This is a genomic window from Nocardia sp. NPDC050713 (genome assembly GCF_040654315.1).
Lineage (GTDB): Bacteria > Actinomycetota > Actinomycetes > Mycobacteriales > Mycobacteriaceae > Nocardia.
In genome coordinates, this window is sequence record NZ_JBFAHS010000022.1 from 1 (window position 1) to 24,601 (window position 24,601).

General features: G+C 66.8%; 26 protein-coding genes. 11 read left to right on the plus strand and 15 right to left on the minus strand.

Annotated features, from left to right (window positions below):
* Positions 1-210: 210 nt before the first annotated feature.
* Positions 211-432: a hypothetical protein gene (locus tag AB0H49_RS30865; protein ID WP_357256309.1), complete on the plus strand. Its 222-nt coding sequence runs from the start codon at positions 211-213 to the stop codon at positions 430-432.
* Positions 433-481: 49 nt separating this feature from the next.
* Here AB0H49_RS30865 and AB0H49_RS30870 read toward each other — a convergent pair whose 3' ends face one another.
* The 4 genes from AB0H49_RS30870 to AB0H49_RS30885 form a co-directional block, all read right to left on the minus strand.
* On the minus strand, positions 482-1,348 hold the full coding sequence (locus tag AB0H49_RS30870; protein ID WP_357256310.1) for a fumarylacetoacetate hydrolase family protein: 867 nt from the start codon (positions 1,346-1,348) through the stop codon (positions 482-484).
* Positions 1,349-1,393: 45 nt separating this feature from the next.
* On the minus strand, positions 1,394-2,338 hold the full coding sequence (locus AB0H49_RS30875; protein WP_357256311.1) for an alpha/beta hydrolase: 945 nt from the start codon (positions 2,336-2,338) through the stop codon (positions 1,394-1,396).
* A gap of 43 nt (positions 2,339-2,381) precedes the next feature.
* A complete protein-coding gene (locus tag AB0H49_RS30880; protein WP_357256312.1) occupies positions 2,382-3,008 on the minus strand; it encodes a malonic semialdehyde reductase in 627 nt (208 codons plus the stop codon).
* Positions 3,009-3,161: 153 nt separating this feature from the next.
* A complete protein-coding gene (locus AB0H49_RS30885) occupies positions 3,162-3,389 on the minus strand; it encodes a helix-turn-helix domain-containing protein (RefSeq protein ID WP_357256388.1) in 228 nt (75 codons plus the stop codon).
* A 61-nt stretch (positions 3,390-3,450) separates the two neighbouring features.
* On the opposite strand from AB0H49_RS30885, the gene AB0H49_RS30890 reads away from it, so the two are divergent.
* A complete protein-coding gene (locus AB0H49_RS30890) occupies positions 3,451-3,651 on the plus strand; it encodes a hypothetical protein (RefSeq protein ID WP_357256390.1) in 201 nt (66 codons plus the stop codon).
* Here the strand turns inward: AB0H49_RS30890 and AB0H49_RS30895 are convergent.
* Together AB0H49_RS30895 and AB0H49_RS30900 are read right to left on the minus strand one after the other, a co-directional pair.
* A complete protein-coding gene (locus AB0H49_RS30895; RefSeq protein ID WP_357256389.1) occupies positions 3,588-4,052 on the minus strand; it encodes a helix-turn-helix domain-containing protein in 465 nt (154 codons plus the stop codon). The genes AB0H49_RS30890 and AB0H49_RS30895 overlap by 64 nt on opposite strands.
* Positions 4,053-4,361: 309 nt before the next feature.
* The gene (locus tag AB0H49_RS30900; RefSeq protein WP_357256313.1) at positions 4,362-5,093 is read right to left on the minus strand and encodes an IclR family transcriptional regulator; all 732 of its coding nucleotides are present in this window, start codon (positions 5,091-5,093) and stop codon (positions 4,362-4,364) included.
* Between the two features lie 201 nt (positions 5,094-5,294).
* Here AB0H49_RS30900 and AB0H49_RS30905 point away from each other — a divergent pair, with 201 nt between their 5' ends.
* The 4 genes from AB0H49_RS30905 (at position 5,295) to AB0H49_RS30920 (ending at position 8,930) form a co-directional block, all read left to right on the plus strand.
* A complete protein-coding gene (locus AB0H49_RS30905; RefSeq protein ID WP_357256314.1) occupies positions 5,295-6,119 on the plus strand; it encodes a fumarylacetoacetate hydrolase family protein in 825 nt (274 codons plus the stop codon).
* 5 nt (positions 6,120-6,124) lie between these two features.
* Positions 6,125-7,105 carry an acetaldehyde dehydrogenase (acetylating) gene (locus AB0H49_RS30910; protein ID WP_357256315.1) on the plus strand — a complete coding sequence of 327 codons (981 nt, stop codon included), beginning with the start codon at positions 6,125-6,127 and terminating at the stop codon, positions 7,103-7,105.
* Entirely contained in the window at positions 7,102-8,127 is a 1,026-nt protein-coding gene (dmpG, locus tag AB0H49_RS30915; RefSeq protein ID WP_357256316.1) for a 4-hydroxy-2-oxovalerate aldolase, read from the plus strand. The genes AB0H49_RS30910 and dmpG overlap by 4 nt, the downstream gene beginning before the upstream one ends.
* 395 nt (positions 8,128-8,522) lie before the next feature.
* Positions 8,523-8,930 carry a DDE-type integrase/transposase/recombinase gene (locus AB0H49_RS30920; protein WP_357256317.1) on the plus strand — a complete coding sequence of 136 codons (408 nt, stop codon included), beginning with the start codon at positions 8,523-8,525 and terminating at the stop codon, positions 8,928-8,930.
* A 477-nt stretch (positions 8,931-9,407) separates the two neighbouring features.
* On the opposite strand, the gene AB0H49_RS30925 is transcribed toward AB0H49_RS30920, so the two are convergent.
* Positions 9,408-10,505 carry a WYL domain-containing protein gene (locus tag AB0H49_RS30925; protein ID WP_357256318.1) on the minus strand — a complete coding sequence of 366 codons (1,098 nt, stop codon included), beginning with the start codon at positions 10,503-10,505 and terminating at the stop codon, positions 9,408-9,410.
* On the opposite strand from AB0H49_RS30925, the gene AB0H49_RS30930 reads away from it, so the two are divergent.
* Complete coding sequence (locus AB0H49_RS30930) at positions 10,504-10,971, plus strand: VOC family protein (RefSeq protein ID WP_357256319.1); 468 nt, start codon at positions 10,504-10,506, stop codon at positions 10,969-10,971. The two genes, AB0H49_RS30925 and AB0H49_RS30930, sit on opposite strands and share 2 nt — an antisense overlap.
* A 77-nt stretch (positions 10,972-11,048) precedes the next feature.
* Positions 11,049-12,089, plus strand: coding sequence for an aldo/keto reductase (locus AB0H49_RS30935; protein WP_357256320.1), 1,041 nt, complete (start codon positions 11,049-11,051; stop codon positions 12,087-12,089).
* A gap of 125 nt (positions 12,090-12,214) precedes the next feature.
* Here AB0H49_RS30935 and eutC read toward each other — a convergent pair whose 3' ends face one another.
* The 6 genes from eutC to AB0H49_RS30965 form a co-directional block, all read right to left on the minus strand.
* A complete protein-coding gene (gene eutC / locus AB0H49_RS30940) occupies positions 12,215-13,006 on the minus strand; it encodes an ethanolamine ammonia-lyase subunit EutC (protein WP_357256321.1) in 792 nt (263 codons plus the stop codon).
* Positions 13,003-14,415, minus strand: coding sequence for an ethanolamine ammonia-lyase subunit EutB (locus AB0H49_RS30945; protein ID WP_357256322.1), 1,413 nt, complete (start codon positions 14,413-14,415; stop codon positions 13,003-13,005). Before AB0H49_RS30945 ends, eutC begins: the two co-directional genes overlap by 4 nt.
* Positions 14,412-15,845 (minus strand): ethanolamine permease, encoded by a 1,434-nt coding sequence (eat, locus tag AB0H49_RS30950; RefSeq protein ID WP_357256323.1) that lies wholly within the window; start codon positions 15,843-15,845, stop codon positions 14,412-14,414. The genes AB0H49_RS30945 and eat overlap by 4 nt, the downstream gene beginning before the upstream one ends.
* 25 nt (positions 15,846-15,870) lie before the next feature.
* Entirely contained in the window at positions 15,871-16,428 is a 558-nt protein-coding gene (locus AB0H49_RS30955; RefSeq protein WP_357256324.1) for a DUF779 domain-containing protein, read from the minus strand.
* On the minus strand, positions 16,428-17,951 hold the full coding sequence (gene adh, locus AB0H49_RS30960) for an aldehyde dehydrogenase (protein ID WP_355003069.1): 1,524 nt from the start codon (positions 17,949-17,951) through the stop codon (positions 16,428-16,430). Before adh ends, AB0H49_RS30955 begins: the two co-directional genes overlap by 1 nt.
* Before the next feature lie 91 nt (positions 17,952-18,042).
* The gene (locus tag AB0H49_RS30965; RefSeq protein ID WP_357256325.1) at positions 18,043-19,350 is read right to left on the minus strand and encodes a transcriptional regulator; all 1,308 of its coding nucleotides are present in this window, start codon (positions 19,348-19,350) and stop codon (positions 18,043-18,045) included.
* A 256-nt stretch (positions 19,351-19,606) separates the two neighbouring features.
* On the opposite strand from AB0H49_RS30965, the gene AB0H49_RS30970 reads away from it, so the two are divergent.
* Positions 19,607-20,371, plus strand: a complete 765-nt coding sequence (locus tag AB0H49_RS30970) for an alpha/beta hydrolase (RefSeq protein WP_357256326.1) — start codon at positions 19,607-19,609, stop codon at positions 20,369-20,371.
* 37 nt (positions 20,372-20,408) lie between these two features.
* Here the strand turns inward: AB0H49_RS30970 and AB0H49_RS30975 are convergent, their stop codons facing one another.
* Together AB0H49_RS30975 and AB0H49_RS30980 are read right to left on the minus strand one after the other, a co-directional pair.
* The gene (locus AB0H49_RS30975) at positions 20,409-20,606 is read right to left on the minus strand and encodes a hypothetical protein (RefSeq protein WP_357256327.1); all 198 of its coding nucleotides are present in this window, start codon (positions 20,604-20,606) and stop codon (positions 20,409-20,411) included.
* A 43-nt stretch (positions 20,607-20,649) separates the two neighbouring features.
* Positions 20,650-21,273, minus strand: a complete 624-nt coding sequence (locus AB0H49_RS30980) for a TetR family transcriptional regulator (RefSeq protein ID WP_357256328.1) — start codon at positions 21,271-21,273, stop codon at positions 20,650-20,652.
* Positions 21,274-21,379: 106 nt separating this feature from the next.
* Here AB0H49_RS30980 and AB0H49_RS30985 point away from each other — a divergent pair, with 106 nt between their 5' ends.
* Both AB0H49_RS30985 and AB0H49_RS30990 read left to right on the plus strand, forming a co-directional pair.
* Complete coding sequence (locus tag AB0H49_RS30985) at positions 21,380-23,128, plus strand: amidohydrolase family protein (protein WP_357256329.1); 1,749 nt, start codon at positions 21,380-21,382, stop codon at positions 23,126-23,128.
* Positions 23,125-24,441, plus strand: coding sequence for a M20/M25/M40 family metallo-hydrolase (locus AB0H49_RS30990; RefSeq protein ID WP_357256330.1), 1,317 nt, complete (start codon positions 23,125-23,127; stop codon positions 24,439-24,441). Before AB0H49_RS30985 ends, AB0H49_RS30990 begins: the two co-directional genes overlap by 4 nt.
* Positions 24,442-24,601: the final 160 nt, after the last annotated feature.

A 24,601-nucleotide genomic window follows, 5' to 3' on the forward strand; every position in this document is an offset into this window, starting at 1 on the left:
ACCGCCCCCCCCCCCCCCACGGGTTGTTGGGGGGGCCTAACGCCCCGGCCGGCCCCCTCGGGGCCGGCGCGCCCCCCCACCCCGGGTGGCCCGGGTGGACCGCCCGCACACAGCCGGTGAGTCAGAGGCGTTCGTGCGGCCGTTCGCGACTCCGGAAGAAGATCGGAAGGTGAAGGAGTCCCTGATGTGCTTCGATCGAGGCGACAGGCCATGACCGCCGAAGTGCGGTTCCGCTCCGATAGTGATGTGTACCTGCGGATTTGGCTGGCCGACATCGCATTCGACTATTGGGCTGATGGCGCGGCGATACCCAGCTTGGTTCGTGACTGGCGGAAGAAGCGTTGGTGCACGATCGAATTGATCCAGAACGCCATCGACGACTGTCGGCTGTTGCCACGCCTGCCGTGTGAACGATTGTTTCTCGGGCCCTAACGCGCGGCCCGCCGCGGCAAACGCCGGGCGGGCCGCCTATGAGGTGCGATCAAGCTGTCAGGACATGATTGCCGAGTATCCCGACGCCTTCGACTTGCACATCCACGACATCTCCGTGCCGCAGGAAGCGCTCGGTGAACTGGCCCGCGCCGCGCGGGCTTCCGGTGGCGATGACGTCACCGGCGTCGAGCGTCTGATAACGGGACAGGTACGAGACGAGCTCCGGGATGCGGTGAAGAAAGTTGCTCGTCCGATCATCTTGGCGCAGTTCACCGTTCACCCAGGTCCGGATGCGCAGGTCGAGAGGCTCGGTGAACTCGTCGGTCGTCACGAGACAGGGGCCGATGGGCTTGAACGTATCGAAGCTCTTGGCGATCGCGATCGAGGCGATGGGGTCGCCCGCGTAGGCGCGGCGCTGGATGTCGCGGGCGGTGATGTCGTTGATCACCGTCAGCCCGGCGACATGACGCCACGCTTCGCCTGCCCCGATATCGGTGGCACGCTGACCGATCACCACGCCGACCTCGCCCTCGTAGTCGACGTAGCCGGGCGCCACCGCGGGCAGAACGATCGGCCCGTCGTGCGCGGCCGCCGCGGATCCGGCCGTGACTTGGACATTGGGCTCCGTCGGCAGCGTCACGTCGTGGCGCCCGGCCTCGGCGAACTTCTCCAGTGCCTCCTCGGCGTGGCTGGGATAGTTGAGGCCGACGGCGAGAATTTTGCCGGGACAAGGCAGAACGGGATGGAGTTTCGCTCGGCGCAGCGGCACGACCTGCCTCGGCGGCGCCGTCGCGGCGAGTTCGAGACCCGGTCCGCGTAGAAGTTCGCCCACGTCGGCGAACGGGAGGTCGAGCACGGTGAGTACACCGTGGCTGTCCTCCCGGGCGATGCCCAGGTCAGTGGTGTAAAGACGCATGATGTCTCCTCGGTGGAGCTTTACGGTGGTTTCGCGCTCGGCCGGTCAGTTGGGGAGCGACCCGAGGAACGACAACAGCGCGGCGTTGACCTCGTCCGGTCGCTCCGCCTGAATCCAATGACCGGCCCCGTCCAGGAAGATCGCTGTTCCCATCGCCTCCGCCGCGGCGCGAAAGCCCGGGAAGTGCAATACCGTGTCGGCGGTGCCGCCGACGTAGCCGCAGGGCACCGGCAGTGCGGCGCCGTTCCACGGGGCGGTGAGTTCCCAGTTGCGATGGAACACCCGGTAGCCGTTCAGGCCGCCGCGAAATCCGCTGCGGGAGTAGGCGGTCGCGTAGACGTCGAGATCGGCGTCGGACAGGAAGCCGATTACGCCCTCGGGTGCGGGGAGTCCGTCGATCAGGGTGCCGCCTTCCGGCACGGTCATGAGGAAGGGGGTGTTCGGATTCTCGCCGGAGTTGGCGTAGACGATGCGCCGCAGACTTTCGGCGACGTCGCGTTCGAGATCCCGTTCGGCCCGGCCTGGATCCTGGAAGTAGACCATGTAGAAGCCGGGCGGGACAGCGCCGTCGAAGGATTCGAGAATGCTGAGCGGACCCCGCGGAATATAGGGGACCGACAGCCCAAGCACGCCGCGCACTCGATCTGGCCGCATCAGGGCGGCGGTGTAGGCCGTCGACGTGCCCGCGTCGTGTCCGACGAAAGCCGCTCTGCCGATACCGAGTTCGTCCATCAGGCCGATGACGTCGCCGACCGTGCGGCACACGTCGTAGTCCTCGATGTTCGGCGGTGCGTCGGATTCGCCGTGACCGCGCATGTCCAGTGCGATGGCCCGGTAGCCCGCCTGCGCGAGCGCGGGAAGCTGATGACGCCAGCTGTACCAGAGTTCCGGGAACCCGTGACACAGGATGACGGCCGGGCCTTCGCCGGCCTCGACGTAGTGCAGTCGGATGCGATTGACCTCGACATAGTGATGGCGCAGGTCGGTCATTGTGTTCTCCTCGAGAAGGAATCGGCAGTCTCGACAGCGGGCGTCACGCCCAACGCACGACGTCCGTGTGGGCCAAGCGAGGCAGCCGCTCGCGCCACGCGTTCTCGCCGGGGTGTCCGATGTTCACGACGAGGATCGATCGCCAGCGGCCGTCGGCGAAGAATGCCGAATCCACTCCGGCGCGGTCGAATCCGCCCATCGGACCCGCGGCGAGACCGACGCTGCGCACGGCCAGGACGAAGTAGCCCGCCTGGAGGGCCGAATTGAACGCGCCGGTGGCGGTGCGCAGCTCCGCGTCGGCCTCGAAGAGCCCGGCCAGTTCGGGCTTGAAGGGCAGCAAGGTCGGCACATGTTCGTGGAAGCGGGTGTCCACCGCGAGAACGGCGACGGCAGGGGCGGCCGCCGTCTTGGACTTGTTGCCCTCGTCCATGTGCTCGACCAGCTGGGTTCGGCCCGCACCCTGGCCGACGAAGAGCACTCGCAACGGCTGGGTGTTCGCCGCGGTGGGCGCCCACCGGGCGAGCTCCCAGATCTGCGTCAGCTCCGCGTCGGTGACGGGGGTATCGGTGAAGGTGTTCGCGGTCCGTGCCGCGGTGAACAAGGTCGCGCGCGCGGCGGGGTCGAGGGCCGGCAGGGCGGGTGTGGTCGGTTCGGTGGTGAGTTCGGTCATCGGCGGGCCTTTCCAGCAAACAAGTCTTGAACAACAGTTAAGAGCATCTCATGACTGATGGTCAAGAGGTGGTGTCGACCCGTCGAACGCCGACGGTCCGACGCACCCGATCACTTGGCGGGGGCTGTCGGTCAGTTCCGCCCGCCGCCACCGCTACCGCGCAGTGACGTCGCTGGAGGTCCGATCCGGGCGCTGGGTGAACGCGGCGCGATACGCACTCGGTGTCAGTCCGGTCCGTCGCGAAAGATGTTGGCGCAGCGGGTCCGTCGTCGCGAGTCCGCTGAGGCGAGCGACCTGGTCCATCGGCAAGTCGGTCGTTTCCAGCAGCTCCTGGGCCCGGATGACGCGCTGATCTTGTTGTGATCGACGGGGATCGTTCAGTGGGTATGGACTCGGGCCGCGGTGTTGCCAGTTATGGGAACGCTAGGAGTCGGTGGGATGAGTGACTACATTGCAAATCTATAGGGGCCTCGGCGGGGCGTTCGGCGATGGTGAGCACGCCGCGGCGCTGGCCGCGGCCGTCGGGCTGGCGCGTGACTTTGGGCCGGCGCGTGGCGCGGTGGGTGCGCAGCTAGCGGGTCAGTTCGTGGCGCAGTTCGCCGCGGGCCTGGATGAACAGTGTCCGGTAGATCGTCTCGTGTGACACATAACCCATGCTGGACTGCGGGTTCGGCGCAACCAGCCCGCGATCTGCTGCGGTGACCAGCGTTGGACCAGTTTCTCGGCCACTAGCGCCGCCAACCGGGGATCGCGCGACAGTTTCGTCGGTTTCGGTCGCACTGCCCGCGCCCACGCCGCTCGATCCGCCGGCAAGGCCCGGTAGACGAAGCGACCGCCGCGTTTGGCGACCTCGCGGGAGATCGTCGAGGGCGCTCGTCCCAGGCTGCGGGCGATACTGCGCAGCGAATCCCCGGCCGCCAATCCACGTGAGATCTCTTCGCGTTCAGCCAGACTCAGATGCCGGCCGTTGCGGCGGCGCGGGACGGGCCGGACGCCTCCGCACCGTTTGAGGAGTTCGCGCACTGTTGGGGGATGTCGGCGCATCTCCCGGGCTAGGACTTTGATCGCCTGCCCGGATCGCCACCGCCGCCACACCTCCTCGACCTGAGCTTCGGTCAGCGGGGTTCTCTTCTCCGACAGCGGTCTGCTCGAGGCAATCGCGCATCACATCCCTTGTTCACCAGGACAATCCCAGTGTTGCGTCAAACATTGGATTTCCGGACGAGTACGCCTGGCGCGAACGACTTCCTGGCCTGGCTCACGAGGACGCTGTCGGCTGGTGTCAGTAGGCTCTCGAGAGCCTGCTGAATCCTTGACTAGGTGAACATCGCGACCGACCGGTTCTGGTTCCACCTAGAAGGGATGCGCTGTCAACATTCTCGACCGCCGGGTCAGCGTGAGTCCTATGCCGTCGGCCGCTGCTCGGACCGAGGCTGCATGGGTGTGGGGGTCAAATCGGTGTGATGGGCCGGCGACGCTGATCGCGGCGACCACCTCGTCCGTGTCGTGAACGGGGGCGGCTACGCATACGAGGCCGGGAGCCGATTCCTCGTATTCGTATCCAACGCCTTCGGCGGCGATGCGATCCAGTTGCTTGCGCAACGGGCCCGGCAGGATCGCTGTGCGCGGAGTGTAGCGACTGAGCGGGCCTGCCAATACCTGGTCGCGCAGCGCCGGGTCGGCGTGCGCGAGCAACACCTTGCCGATGGCGGTGCAGTGCACTGGCATACGCCCGCCGATGCGCGAGGGAGCGCTCGCTTGGCGTCGTCCGCCGATCTTCGTCAGGTAGACCACGTCCGTGCCATCGAGGACGCCCAGATGCACGGTTTCGTGGATGCGCGCGTTCAGCTCCTCCAGGAAGGGGATGGCCACCTCGAGCAGACTTCGCTCGACCGACGCGCGCATGCCCAGTTCGAACAGGTATCCGCCGAGCCGGTAGCCGGCCTGCGTTCGGTCCAGCAACCGCACCACCACCATGTCGGCGAGGATACGGTGCATCGTTCCCTTCGGAATGCCGGTCCGTCGCACGATCTCCGCCAGCGTCAGCGCGGTGTCGTCGATCGAGAACGACTCGAGCACCGCCATGATCTTGCCTAGGACGGTCGCACCGTCCACTGCGCGACCCGGCACCGCTGATGACACCGTCGACCTCCAACCATTCGGGCTTCCTGCCAACTCTATCGCTCGGCGTTCGACTCAGTGGAACGCGATGCTGGCCGACCGGATATCCCGGCGGCGACAGTGGGTGCCACTGCCAGTCCCATTCGAACGAATCCGAGAGCCCAGATGCCAACACCTTCCCGTCTTGACCGACCCGTCGTGGCCGCGGATTCCGCCACGATCGCCGCGGCGAACCTGCTGAGCGCCGCTGCGCGCTCCGGCACCCCGTGCGCTCCGGTGCGGGATCTCATCGGGGCCGACGATGTGGCCGCCGCCTACACGGTGCAGGAGCGGTTGACCGCCGAGCGCCTCGCGGCGGGCGCCACGATCGTAGGACGCAAGATCGGCTTGACGTCCCCGGCGGTACAGCGGCAGCTCGGTGTCGACCAGCCGGATTTCGGTGTGTTGTTCGATGACATGCGTTGTGAGCAGGACATTCCCGTGCCGCTGAGCAGGCTGCTGCAACCGAAGGTGGAAGCCGAGATCGCTTTCGTCCTGGCCGAGGACCTGATCGACGGACCACTCGATGAGGAGCAGGTGCGCGGCGCGGTCGACTACGCCGTGGCCGCGCTCGAGATCGTCGACAGCCGCATCGCGGGCTGGGATATCGCCTTCGGTGACACCGTCGCCGACAATGCCTCCAGCGGCTTGTTCGTGCTCGGTACTCAGCGCCGCACTCTCGATGAGTTCGAGACTGTTTCGGCGCGGATGTGGATGTCGATCGACGGCAAGTGCGTATCCACGGGGACCGGCGCCGCCTGCCTCGGTGATCCGTTGCTGGCGCTGGCGTGGCTGGCACGTACCACTCGCGATTTCGGTCAGCCCCTGCGTGCGGGCCAGATAGTTCTGTCTGGAGCGCTCGGGCCGATGGCCGCGATCGAGGCACCCGGAACCGTCACCGCGGATATCACCGATCTCGGCTCGGTGACCGTGTCCTTCGTCCAGGAGTGAAATCAATGAACGACAGCCCCGCCAAGATCGCAGTCGCGGTGATCGGGTCAGGCAATATCGGCACCGACCTGATGATCAAGGTGATCCGGCACTCGAACGTCCTGAAGATGGGCGCGATGGTCGGCATCGATCCCGACTCCGACGGTCTCGCCCGCGCGCGACGACTCGGTGTCCCGACCACGGCCGACGGTGTCGAGGGCCTGCTGAAGCTGCCGAACTTCGACGAGATCGACGTGGTGTTCGACGCGACCTCCGCCAAGGCCCACGCCGCTCACGCCGCGGTGCTCGAACCGCTGGGTAAGTACCTGATCGACCTGACACCTGCCGCGCTGGGCCCGTTCGTGGTGCCGGCGGTGAACCTGGACGAACATCGCGACTCCCGCAACGTCAACATGGTCACTTGCGGCGGGCAGGCCACCATCCCGATCGTCGCGGCGATCTCCCGGGTCGCCCCGGTCGCCTACGCCGAGATCGTCGCTTCCATTGCGTCGAAATCCGCCGGGCCCGGTACCCGCGCGAACATCGACGAATTCACCGAGACCACCGCGCACGCGATCGAAACGGTCGGTGGCGCCCAACGGGGCAAGGCCATCATCATCCTCAATCCCGCGGACCCGCCGCTGATCATGCGCGATACCGTGCTATGCCTGATCGCAGCGCCCGATACCGGTACGCACCAGGCGATTCGCGAATCGGTGGAACAGATGGTCGCGCAGGTGGCCACCTACGTGCCCGGCTACCGCCTCAAGCAACGAGTTCAGATCAGCGCCGTCCCGCAGGATCAACCGGTGCGTACCCTGCTCGGCCTAGACACCGCAGCCGCGCCCACCCATCAGGTGACGGTCTTCCTCGAAATCGAAGGAGCCGCCCACTATCTCCCGGCCTACGCGGGCAACCTCGACATCATGACCTCAGCGGCGGTGCGCTACGCCGAATCCATCGCCGACACGATCACCGCACCGGCAGGACAGGAAGCGCTCCGATGACGAACCAGCTGTTCATCCAAGACGTCACACTCCGCGACGGCATGCACGCGGTGCGCCATCGCATCACGCCCGACGACGTCGGCAGGATCGTGGCCGCGCTCGACGCGGCGGGTGTCGACGGCATCGAAGTCGCCCACGGCGACGGTCTGGCCGGAGGCAGCTTGAACTACGGCCCAGGGAGCAACACCGACTGGGAATGGATCGAGGCCGCCGCCGACAATCTCACGAACGCCCGGCTGACCACGCTGCTGCTGCCCGGCATCGGCACCATCGCAGAACTGAAACACGCCTACCGGCTCGGCGTCCGGTCGGTGCGCGTGGCCACTCACTGCACTGAAGCCGATGTCTCGTCCCAGCACATCGCCACCGCACGGGAACTCGGCATGGACGTCTCCGGATTCCTGATGATGTCGCACATGGCCGAACCGGCTCGCCTCGCCGAACAAGCGAAACTGATGGAATCGTATGGGGCACAGTGCGTTTACGTCACCGATTCCGGTGGCCGGCTGACCATGAACGGTGTCCGCGACCGGGTCCGCGCCTACCGCGATGCGCTCGACCCGGGCACCGAGATCGGCATCCACGCGCACGAGAACCTTTCGCTGTCGGTGGCCAATTCCGTGGCGGCGGTCGAAGAAGGAGTCACCCGAGTCGACGCCTCGCTCGCCGGACACGGCGCGGGTGCGGGCAACTGCCCGATCGAACCTTTCATCGCCGTGGCCGACCTATCCGGCTGGCACCACAACTGCGATCTGTTCGCCCTGCAAGACGCCGCCGACGACCTGGTGCGGCCGCTGCAGGATCGCCCGGTGCGCGTGGACCGCGAAACCCTCACGCTCGGTTACGCCGGGGTCTACTCGTCCTTTCTGCGCCATGCCGAAACGGCTTCGCGGCGCTACGGCATCGACGTGCGCACGATCCTGCTCGAGGTGGGACGCCGCGGGCTGGTCGGCGGGCAAGAAGATCTCATCATCGACATCACCCTTGACCTGCTCAGCGACTCCACTGGCGTGACATCGTAGTCTTCCTTGCAAGGGTTTCGATGGCTCGCTGGGCAAGGCTGTCTTGTGAGCGCTGGTCGGGTGGATTCACGGTGACTGCGGTGTTGGGGCGCGGGTGGTGGCATCGGTAGTCGGCCGTGGTTGCCGGGGTGGTCGCAGGGTGTGTCCGTGGGACTCCGAGCTGACCCGCGAAGTGCAGCCGTAGACCGCCCCGGCTCTGGCCGACGTGAGGTGCCGTCGGCCGCAGCCCATCGGGTCGCCGTGGTCGAAGTGATGCCGACCCGGACGAGCTTGCGGCTGCGCAGCTCGTGTCCCTTGGAGGTCGGGCATCGACCAGATTCCAGATCCCACTGCCAGCCGTGCAAATTGCAGGTAGGCGTAGCGCCCTGTCGCCTGCCAGGCTGAAGGGGCCACCGGTGCGGGTGCACGCGGTGCTGCGCCGGCGAGGCATCACGATGGGCCGCAAGCGCGTGGAGCGGCTGATGCGACGGGCCGGGTTGCAGGGCGCGTTCCTGCGCCGCAAGTGTCGAGCGGGACTTCACCGCGGACGCACCCAACAGACTGTGGGTTGTCGATGCCACCCGGATCCCTTGCGGCAGGGTGCCTTCTGGCTGGCGGCGGTGCGCGACGCGTTCTCCAATCGGATCGTCGGGTGGAAGACCTCCGACCGCTGCGACACCGATCTGGTGCTCGGCGCCCTCGAATACGCGATCTGGAGCCGCGATGTCCGCGACGGGCAGCTGATTCACCACAGCGACAGGGGCTCGACCTACACTGCCTTCCGGTTCTCTAATCGGTTGGCCGACAACGTAATCGCCCGATAGATGGGGACGGTCGGTGACAGCTATGACAACGCGGGGATGGAGAACTTCTTCTCCACCCTGAAGACTGAACTGGTCTACCGGCGGACCTAGCGCACCCGCGACGAGGCCGAGAACGCCCTGTTCGCCTATATCGATGCCTGGTACCAACTCCCAGCGCACCCAGAAGAGGCTGGGTTGGCGATCGCCGGAAGAGTTCGAAGCCGGTTACCATCAACCGGTTCCAGCCGCAACCAGATAATTCGCTCTCCGGGTAGGCGGGGGAACCTCAGCGTTCATCGTCGCGGCCTCTACCCGGGACGATCAATCGTTGGCAGCGATCGCCTCGGCCATCGGCAGTCTCGTCGCCGACAGCGACTCCGACTGACTGCTCCCGGCAGGCGCTGACGAGAGGACGATGGCGGTGCCGCTGCCAGTCCTGGCGGTGCACGGCGGAATGGTTCGGTTGCCGAATGCGCTAGGTTGCGTCCTCAAAGCAGGTTATGCGCTGACCTGCGCGGCCCGGTTTGCGCGACCGGCTAGATCGGCGAAGGCGTCGCGTAGCGATTGCGGTGCCACCACCTCGATCTCGGTATCGAAGCGCGCCAGCGTCGCAGCGAGCGCCGCCCATGACCACGAACCGATCAGCAGTCTGGTTCGAGCTTGGTCGAGCGCCTCGACGACTGCATTGCCGGCGAACGGAACAACTTGCGGGGCAGGTAGATGGAGGATCACCTCGCCGTTGCACGGCCAGACGTCGGCACCGGCAGAGCCTTTGAAGCGGGCGGAGAGGAAGGCCGCGACATCGCCGCCTGGGAGTTGCCGGGGTGAGAAGCGTGGGCCGTTGGGGATGCGGAGGGTCATTCTGTCCGCGCGGTAGGTCCGCCAGTCGGCGCGCTCGGGGTCCCAGCCGATCAGGTACCAGCGCCCGTTCCGGACTATGAGGTGGTGGGGCTGTATCCGGCGGGGCGGGCGTGGATCGACCGCGTCGGAGGGGGTCGCCCCCTGGTAGTCGAACCGCACTTCCTCCGCGGAACGAATCGCGATACTCAGATCCACCAGGATCTGAGTATCGACTTGGACGTCGGCCCCGGCCGCGGCGATCTCGAGCGCATCGACTCGCTGCCGTAATCGGGAAGGCAGGACCTGTCGCACGGTCGCGAGGGCTCGCGCGGCGTTTTCTTCGATTCCCGCCCCGGTCCCCACCGCGATCCGCAATGCCACGGCGAGCGCGACGGCCTGCTCGTCGTCGAACAACAGCGGCGGGAGCTCATTGCCCGCCTCCAGCCGGTAGCCGCCCTCAGGGCCCTTGATCGTCTGAATGGGATAGCCGAGTTCGCGCAGGCGATCGACGTCGCGGCGCACTGTGCGTCCACTGACGTCGAGCCGCTCGGCGAGCAGACCCCCTGGCCAGTCCCTGCGGACCTGTAGCAAAGACAGCAGCGAGAGCAGGCGGCGAGAGGTCGCCGTCGAGGTCGATATCGGCATGGTTTCCAGGTTGCCACGAGTAGAGGACAATCCCTGTCCGCTACCGGTGACAGTGTGGGAATTCGTCGCCCACCGGCGGCGAAAACCACTCGAAGGGACACCAATCACCATGACGCTCAACGCTGTTGCCCACCTGAACTTCCGCGGTCAGGCCCGCGCGGCCCTGGAGTTCTACCAGTCGGTGTTCGGGGGCCAGCTCACTCTCGCCACCTACGGAGACTTCGGGATGCCGACCGAACTTCCCGACGCCACCAAAGTGGTGTTCGGCCAGATCGTCGCCGACAACGGGTTCCGAGTCATGGCCTATGACGTGCCCGGCCAGGACACCCCCGCGACGCCAGCTGCGCCCACCACCCGCCGCGAAAACGGCACCACCATCACCGAGGAACGGTTCTTCCTTTCGGTGCGCGGTGAAACCCTCGAGGAGGTCGGCGCACTGTGGGAACGCCTCGCCGAAGGCGCGACGATCATCGAGGCATTCGGCCCAGCTCGATGGGCGCCCGCTTTCGGGATGCTCAGTGATCGCTTCGGCGTCACCTGGATCCTCGACGTCGCAGCCGAATACGTCCCGGCCTAACGCTCTCTTCGGGGTGCGACCAGACCCGGTCGCACCCCGAAGGTCCAGGTCGCGAACAACCACACAGGAGACACCGCATGCGCACTCGCCCCCTCGGCCGCACCGGAATTCAGGTGAGCCCCTACGCATTGGGCACGATGAAGTTCGGGCGATTCGGCAACCCCGACCATGACGAGTGCGCACGCATCGTCCATCGGGCCCTCGACAGCGGCATCAACGTCATCGATACTGCCGACGTCTACGGCGGTGGTGACGGCGAGACCGAACAGATCGTCGGGAAGGCACTTCGCGGCCGTCGTGACGACGTCGTTCTCGCCACCAAGTTCAACGGTGCGATGGGCCCCGGACCCAACCATCGGGGCAACTCCCGCCGGTGGATCGTCTCGGCCGTCGAAGCGTCGCTGCGTCGGCTCGGTGTCGACCACATCGACCTCTACCAAATGCACCACCCCGACTCCGGCACGGACATCGAGGAAACCCTGAGCGCGCTGACCGATCTGTTGCGCGCAGGTAAGGTTCGGGCCATCGGACACTCCAACCTCCCGGCCTCGGGCATCGTTGAAGGCCAATGGGTTTCGGAACGTCGTGGCCTGGCCAAGTTCCGTACCGAACAGCCGCACTACTCGATCCTCGATCGAAGTGCCGAGCGCGAGATCTTCCCGATCTGTCAGCGCTATGGGTTGGGGACCTTGGTCTGGAGTCCGCTGTCGATGGGACTGCTCACCGGTCGCTACCGCAAGAGTGGCGGAGAGCGGGCATCGGCGGCCCTGATGCGCTGGGTGCCACAACATATGAGCGACGAACGAAAGCTCGACGCTGTCGAAGCGCTCATTCCCCTCGCTGAACAGAGCGGACTGCCGCTGACTCACCTCGCACTCGCGTTCGTCATCGCCCACCCTGCGGTCACCACGGCGATCATCGGACCGCGCACTGTCGAGCAGTTGGACGACCTACTCGCGGGAACCGGCACGCCCCTGGCCGACGACCTGTTGGACCGCATAGATGAGATCGTGCCGCCCGGAACCGACACCGGACCGATCGATGTGGCATATGTACCGCCAGACCTCCAGCAGCCGAGCCTGCGCCGTCGTACTGCCGAAGACCGTGGCGCCGCGTGATCGGCAGCGCGGGTCTTCGGTGGGATGCGCTGCGAGCAGCCGCGGCAGGTGGCGCACCGGAATCGTATGCCCGCAGCGATTTGTCGCGGGAAATCCGGCGGCGCGGATGCGGCGCTCGGAGCCCGCTATCCGGTTGGTCCCGGAATCGTCAGCGCCGCATGGGCGACCAGCTCGTCGGTGCGGGAGGTGTCCTTGAGGTCCACGCCGGATCTGCCCAGCCGCCGTGCGCCGGAGATCAAGCTGGACGCCACCTTCGCCGCTTGCTGGTAGCCGAGGCCTTCGGGCGGATGGATATTGGAGATGCAGTTGCGGTCGGCGTCGGTGCGCCCCGGTTTCGGTAGGTGGGTGAGGTAGATGCCGAGGCTGTCGGCCACCGAGAGTCCGGGGCGTTCGCCGATGAGAACGATCAGGGTCTGGACGCCCAGTGCGGCGGCGATGTGATCGCCCAGCGCTACCCGGGCTTGGGTGGCGATTACCGGTGGCGCAATGGAATACGTGTCGGCGAGTTCCGTCGCGAGGGCGGCCAGTAGGGGTGCGCCGTGGTCCATGAGGGCGCGGGGGGAGAGTCCGTCGCCGAGTACGAAGCCGAGATCGGCCCCGGTCCGGGGGACGGCGGTCAGGTCGGCGGGGAGCCGGCCGAGGTCGGGGCGGCGCAAATATTCGGGTCGGCTGGTGGCCCGGCTGCGAACGGTCACGGGGGTGCCGAGACCGACCGCTTCGACGCGAGTCGCCAATGCCGACACGTCGAGTGGCAGGTGTACCGCGTCGCGGGCCGCGGCGTGCGCGGCGCGGAATTCGAGCACACTCGTGGTGGGCAGTGCGTCGCCTGCGCGGCCGAGGCCGATCCTTGATTGGGTACTCGAGCGCAGGCTGTTCCAGAAGTCCTCTGGCACTCGAGCTCTCCGGTCGATGCTCATAGAGCTCCCGTCAATTCGCGCAGCGGGGAGGAGGTGATCTCCACCGGCAGGATCCGGCCCGCCGCGTCGGCCATGCCAAGTCCTTGCAGCCATGTCTCGAATTCCGGTGCGGCGCGCAGGCCGAGGACGCGGCGGGCGTAGAGGGCGTCGTGGAAGCTGAGGCTCTGGTAGCCGAGCATGACGTCGTCGGCGCCGGGGACTGCGATCACGAATGCGGCTCCGGCCGCTCCGAGGAGGGTGAGCAGGGTGTCCATATCGTCTTGGTCGGCTTCGGCGTGGTTGGTGTAGCAGACGTCCACGCCCATGGGCAGGCCGAGTAGTTTGCCGCAGAAGTGGTCTTCGAGGCCCGCGCGGATGATCTGTTTGCCGTCGTAGAGGTATTCGGGGCCGATGAAGCCGACGACGGTGTTGACCAGTAGCGGGTCCAGGTCGCGGGCTACCGCGTAGGCGCGGGCTTCCAGGGTTTGCTGATCGACCGGTTTGCCGCCGGTGCCCAGGTGCGCGCCCGCCGAGAGCGCGGAGCCTTGACCGGTTTCGAGGTACATCACATTGTTGCCGACGGTGCCGCGCCCGAGTGATCGGCCCGCTTCGTTGCCCTCGCGTAGCAGTGAGATATTCACGCCGAACCCGGCATTGGCGCCCTCGGTGCCCGCGATGGATTGGAACACCAGGTCCACCGGAACGCCCGCCTCGATCAGTCCGATGGTGGTGGTGACGTGGGAGAGCACACAGGACTGGGTGGGGATATCGAAGCGCAGCCGGATCTCGTCCAGTAGGTGCAGCAGATCCGCGGTGGCCTGTGGTGAGTCGGTGGCCGGGTTGATGCCGATCACCGCGTCGCCGCAGCCGAGCAGCAGCCCGTCGAGGGTCGCCGCGGCGATACCGCGGGGGTCGTCGGTGGGGTGGTTGGGTTGCAGCCGGGTGCCCAAGCGTCCGGGCAGCCCGATCGTCGTGCGGAAGCCAGCGGTCACCACGGCGGCACGTGCGACCGCGATGAGATCCTGATTGCGCATGATCTTGCTGACTGCCGCCACCATTTCCGGTGTCAGCCCGGGCGACACCGCACGCAGCTGTGCGGCGGCATCGTCGCGCGCCGCTGTTTCCATCAGCCAGTCCCGCAGCCCACCGACGGTGAGATGCGAGATGGCTTGGAAGGCAACGCGATCGTGCGAATCGATGATCAGACGGGTGACCTCGTCGTCCTCGTAGGGCACCAGCAGTTCCCGGAGGAACCATTCGAGCGGTACTTCGGCGAGCGCCCACTGCGCGGCCGCCCGCTCGGCGTCGGAGGCCGCCGCGCATCCGGCCAGTTCGTCGCCACCGCGCCGCGGCGTCGCCTTGGCCATCAGTTCGACGAGGCCGTCGAAGGTGTAGTTGGTGCCGCCGATCTGCTGGTGGTAGACGGTCATTCGAGCTCCTCTTCCGCCTTGGCCAGGGCGGCGAATTCCTCGTCGGGCGAGTTGGCGACCAGATGATGGCGGCTGTAGAGGCCGAAGTACGCCATGAACCCGGCGAAGGCGACCAGGGTCCAGGTCGCGGCCGTGCGGTCGACGAGGAAGGTGGCGATGACCGCGGCGCAGGCGATGACGAGGGCGAAGGCCGTGGTGAGGATTCCGCCCGGAGTGCGATAGGGCCTCGGCATCTGCGGCTCGCGGACGCGTAGCACGATGTGGCTGATCATCATGAGCACGTAGCTGAGGGCTGCGCCGAAGACCGCCATATTCAGGAGCATCGCGCCCTCGCCGGTCAGCGAGAGTGCGAATCCGATGACACCCGGGACGATCAGCGCGAGCATCGGCGCCTTGCGAGCGTTGGTGACCGACAGACTCGTCGGCAAGTATCCGGCCCGAGACAGGGCGAATGTCTGCCGCGAGTAGGCGTAGACGATCGAGAAGAAGCTCGCGACCAATCCGGCCAGACCGATGTAGTTGACGAGTTTGGCGGCGCTCGAATCACCGAGCGCTTCGACCAGCGGGTTGCCGGAGGTCGAAATCGCCTGGGCGCCGAGCGCACCGGTTCCCAGGAACAGCACCGCAGCGCCGGTGACGATCAGCACCAGCATGCTGATGATGATCCCCTTGGGCACGTTCTTCTCCGGTTCCCGCGCTTCTTCGGCGGCCAGCGGCACGCCTTCCACCGCAAGGAAGAACCAGATCGCGAACGGCACCGCGGCCCAGATCCCGAAGTACCCGAACGGCAGGAACGACGAACTGCCCACGGCCGCAGGGTCGGCCGGGATATCGGTCAGCTTTCCGGCGTCGAACGAATCCCACGCCGAAACAGCGAAGACGACCAACCCGACCAACGCGATGACGGTGATGACGAACATCGCCTTGAGCGCTTCGCCGGCCCCGGTGAGATGAATGCCGATGAACAGCGCGTAGACGGCGAGATAGACCCACCAGCCGTCGGTGATGCCGAACAGATGCAGCGATTCGACATACGCGCCGATGAACGTCGCGATGGCGGCGGGGGCGATGGCGTACTCGATGAGAACGGCCGCGCCGGTCGCGAATCCGCCCCAGGGGCCGAGTGCGCGCCGGGCGAAGGTATAACCACCGCCCGCCGCGGGCAGCGCCGAGGACATCTCGGCCATGCCGAGCACCATCGCGAGATACATTCCCGCGATCACTACGGTGGCGATGAGCAGTCCGCCGAAACCACCCTGCGCCAAGCCGTTGTTCCACCCGGCGTAGTCACCGGAGATCACATAGCTGACGCCGAGACCGGCGAGGAGTAGCCACCCCGCGGACCCCGACTTCAGGGTTCGCTTCGCGAGGTACGCGTCGTCCTCGTTGTGGAAGTCCTCGTGTGCGGACTTGTCGGTGGGGATCGCCATCGCGACCTCCTTCTAGCTGAATGAATTACATAAAGTTCTGAGATGTCCCGCGACCGGGGACAGGGCAGGCATCGGCCGCCTCGGCGACGACCTGCGGTTCGGTGGAAACAGCGGGACGCTCGCCGCGCGCCCAGCCTTCGCCGGTCACGACCTCGGCCGTGGCCAGCGCCGCGAGTTCGGCATGGCCGAAAACCCTTCCGCGACTGAGGAACCGCCACCCCCCGGGCGATTCCAGACTGAAGCCGGAGCCGCGTCCGGGCACGACGTCGAGTACGAGCTGGGTGTGCTGCCACGCGGCGAACTGCGGACCCGAGATCCACACCGGCGCGATATCTCCCGGCTCGGGAGCGGATGCGGGTTGCTCGCCGACCCGCAACCGCAGGTCGAGCAGTCCGAGCAGCACGTCGTGATCACCGATCACGAATTCGCCCGCGGGGTAACACATCGGGGCCGAACCGTCACAACAGCCGCCGGACTGGTGCAGCATCAGCGGCCCGTGCAGACCACGGAGGCGACGGAGCAGATCCATCGCCGCCGTGGTAGCACGCACTCGCCGGGGGAGCGCCGGGGTGGCGTCGACCATCAGAAGAAGCCTTGCGCCTTCGACGCGTAGCCGACCAGCAGGTTCTTCGTCTGCTGGTAGTGGTCGAGCATCATGTGGTGGTTCTCGCGGCCGATCCCGGACTGCTTGTAGCCGCCGAACGCGGCGTGCGCGGGGTACTGGTGGTAGGTGTTGGTCCACACCCGCCCGGCCTGAATGTCACGGCCGGCCCGGTAGGCCACCGCGCCGTCGCGCGACCACACGCCCGCGCCGAGTCCGTAGAGAGTGTCGTTGGCGATCTTGATGGCGTCGTCGTAGTCCGCGAACGAGGTCACCGAGACGACGGGTCCGAAGATCTCCTCCTGGAAGATCCGCATGGCGTTGTTCCCCGCGAAGACGGTCGGCTGCACGTAGTAGCCGCCGGACAGGTCGCCGCCGAGGTCGGCACGCTCACCACCGGTGAGCAGCGTGGCGCCCTCACCCTTGCCGATCTCGATGTAGGACAGGATCTTCTCGAGCTGGTCGTTGCTGGCCTGCGCGCCGATCATGGTCTCGGTATCGAGCGGGTCGCCCTGCCGCACGGCCTTGGTGCGCACCACGGCCGCGGCCAGGAAGTCGTCGTAGATATCGGCCTGGATGAGCGCGCGCGACGGGCAGGTGCAGACCTCGCCCTGATTGAGCGCGAACATGGTGAAGCCTTCGAGCGCCTTGTCCTGGTAGTCGTCATTCGCGGCGAGTACATCGGAGAAGAAGATGTTGGGGCTCTTGCCGCCGAGTTCCAGGGTGACCGGAATCAGGTTCTGGGAGGCGTACTGCATGATCAGGCGGCCGGTGGTGGTCTCGCCGGTGAACGCGATCTTCCTGATCCGCGGGCTCGACGCGAGCGGCTTGCCCGCCTCGACGCCGAAGCCGTTGACGATATTGACCACACCGGGCGGCAGCAGATCGCCGATGAGGCTGATCAGGAACAGGATCGAAGCGGGGGTCTGTTCGGCGGGCTTGAGAACGACGGCATTGCCGGCGGCAAGGGCGGGCGCGAGCTTCCAGGTGGCCATCAGAATCGGGAAGTTCCACGGAATGATCTGGCCGACCACGCCGAGCGGCTCATGGAAATGGTAGGCGACGGTATCGGCATTGATCTCCGACAGCGAGCCCTCCTGGGCGCGGATGGCGCCGGCGAAGTAGCGGAAGTGGTCGATCGCGAGCGGGATGTCGGCGGCCAGTGTCTCGCGGATCGGCTTGCCGTTGTCCCAGGTCTCCGCGAGGGCGATCGCGTCGAGGTGCTCCTCCATGCGGTCCGCGATCTTGTTGAGGATGACGGCTCGCTCGGCGACCGAGGTCTTGCCCCAGGCCGGCGCGGCGGCGTGGGCGGCGTCGAGGGCGAGTTCGATGTCCTCCGCGGTGCCGCGCGCGACCTCGCAGAACGGCTGACCCGTGATCGGTGTGGGATTTTCGAAGTACTGGCCCTTGACGGGCGCCACCCATTCGCCGCCGATCCAGTTGTCGTATCGGGCCTGGAACGACATCGCTGCATCGGGTGTTCCGGGGCGGGCGAAGACGGTCATCGAATGCTCCTCGTTCTGCTGACATTTCTGCATCGGGTGTGATCCGGAACACTAGGAGCGTTCATGTTGCACGACAGTTGCAAGTAACTGGTCAGATGCCCAGTTTCCGATCGAGAAGCCTCAGCTGCGTTTCGACCTGGGCATACATCGAAGACTGCCGGTCGAGGGAGGCGAGGTACGCGGTCCATGCCGCGATGTCTTCGCGCCCGTCGACCGAACTGGTCCAGCGGGCGAGCAGCCGACGGTCGCCCGCCCTCAGAAGTGCGGCGCGCAGGCGGCCGCGCAACTCGGCGCGGAGTTCATCGATGCCGGGTGCGAGCGAACGCGGCAGGATCGGACCCGGATAGGCGCGCAACGCCGCCGCCGTATCGCCGCGGGCGAGCGCGCGGCGAACCTCGTCCACATCGGTGTCGAGGTCCATCAGCAGTCGGTACGGGCGGGAGCCAAGGCCGTTGGCGCCCAACATTTTTCGAACCCTGGACAGCTCTGCTCGTATCGTCACCGGATCCAGCTCGGATTCGTCGAGCAGCATGGCGAGGTGGTCGGCGCTCAGGCCCTCCGGGTGGTCGGCCAGCAGCAGCAGGATCTCGGCATGTCGCTGCGACAGCCGGATTCGCTCGCCGTCGCGGGTCAGGGTCGGTCGGTTCGAGCCGAGCACCTGTAGACGCGGGGTCGTGGGATCGAGTGGTTCGGGCGAGTTGAGCAGGTGTAGTCGCAGCTCGGACTCCGCGGCCAGCACCGTCGCCCGGATCAGTGACAACGCCTCCATCGCGGCGACTCGTGGACCGCCGGTGATGTCGATGGCGCCGATGATCCGGCCGCTGAGCGGATCATGTACGGGGGCGGCGGAGCAGCTCCAGTCGTGCACCACGCGGCTGAAGTGTTCGGCTCCGAAGATCTGCACGTGGTGATCGAGGGCGAGTGCGGTGCCCGGCGCGTTGGTGCCGACCCGGTCCTCGCTCCAGTCCGCGCCCTCGACGAAGTTCATCGCCAGGGCCCGGTCCTTGGCCTTCGAATCGCCCTCGATCCAGAGCAAACGTCCCTGGGCATCGCTGATCGCGACGAGCAGTCCGGCCTCGGCGGCGTCTTCGACCAGCAATTTCCGGACCACCGGACGGATCAGCGCCGTCGGATGTCCGGCCCGGTACCGCTGCAGTTCCAGACCGTCGAGATCCACCGCATCGCCGAAGCCGTCCGGGTTGACGCCGTTGCTGCGGCTGCGCCGCCAAGAATCGAGGACCACCGGGCGCACCGAGTCGCCGTCGGGGCGCAGCGTCGGCAGGCGGTCGACACCTTCGAGAAAGGAGTGGTGCGCGGACGATATCCTCCGCGCCAACTGTGTGACATCGTCATCCGGTCGAACGGCGACCCAGGGGTTGGCGTGCGCTGCTGTGCTCAATCGGGTTCCTTCGTGTTTGCTCGGCAACTACTGTAACGCCGGTCACATGTCGTCTCATGCAAGGGTGAGGAAGATCGGCTGTTGAGCCAGGCGTCGGCGATGTCGGGGCGGGACCGGCCCGCCGCGACCGCCACGGCGTAGGCGTGGACGAAATCGACTGCGTCACCGGACCCGACACCGGCCGCATGGGCGGCTCCCCGCCGGGCCCAGATACGACGACCCATGGAATCCGCCGATACTCAGGCATCATCCAGCGATGGCGAATTACGTTCAGCTCGGTGCGATTCGGACCTGGTACGACGAGATCGGTGCCGGTGAGCCGGTGCTGCTGCTGCACGGCGGGTTCGTGGACTCACGCTCGTTCGATCCGGCCGTGGCAGGTCTGGCCGAGCACTTCCACGTGTACCGGATGGACCGGCGCGGCCATGGGCGAACGCCGGATGTCGAAGGCCCGATCTCCTACGAGCTGATGGCGCAGGACACCATTGCCTTCCTGGACACAGTCGTCGGCGGATCCGCGCACCTGGTCGGCTACAGCGACGGCGCGATCGTCGCACTGCTGGTGGCGATTCAGCGCCCCGATCTGGTGGGAAAACTGGTGTCGATCAGCGGAAATTTCCATCGCGACGGCCTGCTACCTGGCGTGCTCGACAGCTTCGCGGACGAGGAGCCGCTGCAGCGTCTCGCCGCCCGGTACGGCGAGGTCTCGCCGGACGGCGAAGCCCACTTCGGTGTCATCGCCGAGAAGCTGCAGCGCATGGCGCGCGCGGAGCCGAATCTGACGGTCGAGGACCTGTCGGTCATCGCGAGCCGCACCCTCGTCATCGTCGCGGACGACGATGCGATGAGCCTCGAACACACCATCGCGCTCTACCGCGCGATCCCGAACTCCGAGCTCGCTGTCGTGCCCGGCGCTTCGCACCTGTTGGTCGTGGAGAAGCCCACCGAGGTTTACCGCTTGGTCGGCGCATTCCTCACCTCCGAGCCGCCGCGGACGTGGCAGCCGATCCGCCGAGCGTGATCCGAGCCGAACCATCTTGTCGAACGATTACAGTGCGTCAAGAGGAGTGCCGGGCCGCCTCCTTCATCCAGTCGCCGACCACTTCGATTTCCTCGCCCGCAAATTCGAACCCGGCTTGCTCAGCAGATGCGAGATGGACGTGCCAGTTGGCGGCGGTGATGATCTCGCGGTCGCAACAGCGGTCTCGCAGATAGCTGAGCGCCTTCTTCTCTTGTCGACTCCTCCGCTGGATCACCGACTTACAAACTCCTCCCGTCCCAGCATCCTGCTCGACGCGCTCACCGGCTGACCGGACTCGAATCCGGCTGTGACGGTTCGGGGAAGAACCGGGCGATGGCCGGGTGCAGGCGGGTGGTCTCGAAGTCGTCGACGGGCAGCGCGAGTTGCTCGAGGACCAGGCCGTTGACGAGGGTGAGCAGGTCCGCGGCGTCGGCTTCGGGGTTCGGTGATCCGGCGCCGCGGAGTTCGGCGGCGAAGGCCGCTCGTTGCGTGGCTCCCCATTCGTCGAGGCTGGCCCGCAGGTGGGGGCGGCGCGCGACTTCGAGGAAGAACTCGTAGCGAGCGATGCCGGACTCGCGGTCGCTGGCCAGAGTGCCAGTGACGTACTCGGCGAGCCGCGTAATACGTTGCGGGACAGCAACATCCGGCAGCTGATCGAACAGTGTGCGCACCTCCTCGACTTGCCGGGCGGCCAATTGCCGCAACGCTTCGTCGAGCAACTGGTCGAGGGTGCCGAAGTAGTACCGGGCGATTCCGTGTGTCGTTCCCGCCTCCGCCGCCACGGCCCGGTGGGTCACGGCGCGTGCGCCTTCGCGGGCCAGTAGCCGGATCGCGGCCTCCAGCAGGGCCTCGCGGCGGGCGGCTCCCCGGGCCATCCGCGGCTCACGCACGGGTGTCGTCATGGCGCTCATCGTACCGGCGTCCAGAAACTCAAAAACTTCTCCATTTGGAGAAAACCTGAGGTACGGTGTGCGCACAGGACACAACGGTCGTTAGTGGAGGACAACGATGACCAACACGATCATCACCGGCGGGCGGGTGCTGACGCTCGCCTCGGACACACCCGAAGCGGAGGCGCTGGTGCTATCCGGCGGACGCGTGCTGGCGGCGGGGGACCGGGACGACATGCTCGCGGCGGCCGGGCCGGATGCCAGGCATGTCGACGCCGAGGGCGGTGTCGTGCTGCCGGGACTGATCGATACCCATCCGCACGTCATGCACTTCGGGATGCTGGCGGGCGGGCTCGTCGATTTGACCGATGCCGTCGATCACGCGGACATCGTGGCGCGGATCCGGGCACGGGCCGCGCATACGCCGCCGGGGCAGTGGATCATGTGCACGCCGGTCGGCGAACCCCACTATTTCATTCGCCGCTCGGAGCGAGATCTGCTCGAGCGGCGGCTGCCGGATCGGTGGACTCTCGATGCGGCCACCGAGGCTCATCCGGTGCTGATCCAGGCGTGGGCGCCGCGCATGCCGAATGTGGTGGCGTTCAACACATCTGCTCTGCGTGCGGTCGGGCTGACCGCGTTCGTCCCCGACCGTGTCTGCGATGTCGAGATCGACAAGAACGAGGCCGGGGAGCTGACCGGGATTCTGCGTGGACCGGTGACGAATTACTACACCTACGACCCGTTCTGGGGGCAAATCCTGACCAAGCTGCCGCGTCCGAGCATGGCGGACGCCGTCGCCGGTACGACGGCGGAGATGGCGCGGTACTCGGCGCAGGGTGTGACGAGCGTGTACGAGGGGCACGCCATGGACCCGGAACACATTGCGCTGTACCGGCATCTGCGCGCGACCGACGCGTTGACCCTGCGCGTGATGGCGACACTGGATGCCGAGTCGGTCATCTTCTACCCGTTCGACCCGCTTCCCTACGCCGAGTTCGCCGACCGGTTGCGTCGGCTCGCCGCGGAGGCATCGGATGACGGTGACGACATGCTGCGGGTCGACGGGCTCACCTTGAGTCCGGGCGGACCGTGCTTCTCGGGATACTTCGCCACCTACGATTCGTACCTCGATCCTTTCGGCCGTCGCACGCGCGGCGTGCGGTTCCTGTCGCTGGAAAAGGAAGAGGAATTCGTAAGGTTCTGCGCCGTCAATGGAATTCGCGCGAACCTGTGCCTCGGCGCGTTCCGTGAGCACGACGACTTCCTGGACATCGCGGAACGCGTTGTGCGTGAACACGATTTCCGCGACAAGCGCTGGATTCTGCAGCATGCCATGACGATCACCCCTCGACAGGCTCGCCGCTATGCGGATCTCGGCTTCCAGGTCACCACCAGTGCGGGATTCGCGTGGGGGAAGGGCGCGATGTACGGCGAGCGGATGGGCGAGCACGTCTGGCGGGACCTGGAACCGCTGCACCGGCTCACCGAGATCGGTCTCGACCTCGGCGGCGGGTCCGACTGGGGCCCGAAGAACCCGTGGGAGCAGATCGAACTCGCGCAGACCCACCGGTTCGCGGGCAGCGGTCACCGCAACGACGGACCCGACCAGAAACTCTCCCGACTCGAAGCATTGCGCATGTGGACCACGGGCGCGGCGAAGGTGCTCGGCCGACCCGAGATCGGTTCGCTCGCACCGGGAAACCACGCCGATGTGGTAATCGTGGACCGCGATCCGCTGACCTGTCCGATCGTGGACCTTCCCGACACCAAGGTGCTGCGCACATATCTGGGCGGCTCGATCGTCCACGACAGCGGCGAACTCGCCTCGCCGTCCGCCGCGGAGACCGAGGAGGTTCGGTCGTGAACGCCGAAGCGACGAGCCGGGTGCTCGACCGGATCGACGGCCTGCGTGACGAATTGGTAGCCGCGCTCGCCGACGCCATCGCCATCCGCAGCGTGAACCCCACCTATCCGGACCAGGACTACGACGACCTGGTCGGTGGCGAATCGGAGGTTGCTGGGCTGCTGGCCGGGCTATACCGGGAGGCGGGCGCGGAGACCGAGCTGTTCGGCGAAGCGCCGGGTCGGGACAATGTCGTCGGGGTGCTGCGGGGCAGCGGTGGCGGACGGTCGCTGATCTTCAACGGTCATGTCGACGTCGTTCCCGCCGATGACCCCGCGCAGTGGACACACCCGCCGTTCACCGCCTACGTCGACGGCACCCACGTGTGGGGCCGTGGCTCAGTGGACATGAAGGGCGGACTGATCGCACAAGCGTTCGCCGCCAAGGCCTTACGGCAGGCGGGGGTGCGGCTGCGCGGTGACCTCGTCCTGCAAGGCGTCGCGGGGGAAGAGAACCTCGAACATCACATGGGGACCTCCGCCGTCTTGGAGCGGGGCTTCACCGCCGAAGGGGCGATCATCGCCGAGCCCACCGGCGCGCTCTCCCCGTTGACCGTCATGCCCGCCACTCCCGGCGTGCTGATCATGCGCATCAGCGTGACCGGGCGTTCGGCGCACGCGGCCATGCGTGCGCGGATGCGTGCCGAGCCCGCCGACGACCCCGTCGCCGCCAGCGCGATCGATGCGGCACTGCGGATCCACGACGCGCTGCGCCGGTTGGAGGACGAATGGGTCGAGGGACGGGTCGATCCGCTGTTCGAAAAAGGCCAATTCACTATAGGTCTCGACGTGATCGACGGCGGGGCGCGCGGCAGCCGCAATGTCGCCTTCATTCCCGACGAGACCACCCTCGACTACGCGATCTTCTACCCGCCGGCGGCGCAGCTGTCGGAAATCCAGTCCGAGATCGTGCAGACCGTGGCCGGTGTCGCGAAGCGGGACCCGTGGCTGCGAGCCAATCCGCCGCGCATCGACTGGCCCATGCACTATCCGGGCGGGCGAACCGACCGGGACCATCCGTTCACCCGGATGGTGTGCCTCGCGCGGGAGAGGGCCACCCTCGACACCCCGTTCGCCGGTGCACCCGATGTACGGCCGTTCCCCTCGGCGACCGATCTCACCTGGTTCACCGCCGCGGGAATCCCGGCCGTCGGACTGGGGCCAGGTGCCCTCACCATGGCTCATTCCGTCGACGAGCGGTGCGCGATCGACGAATTGGTATGTGCCGCACGCACATACGCGGTCGCCGCTATCGAATGGTGTGGCGCGGAATGACCGGCGGACCGGCCTGGACTGCCGCGGCCTGCTGGCCGCGGCTCGAGCAAGCGGCGGGTCTCGCACGGGAACCCTTGGTGCGGGGGAGAGCGACCAACAGTCGACACCGCAGCGACGGCAGTAAAGCCCGCTCGCCCGCTCGGGCCGGAATGCAGCGCAT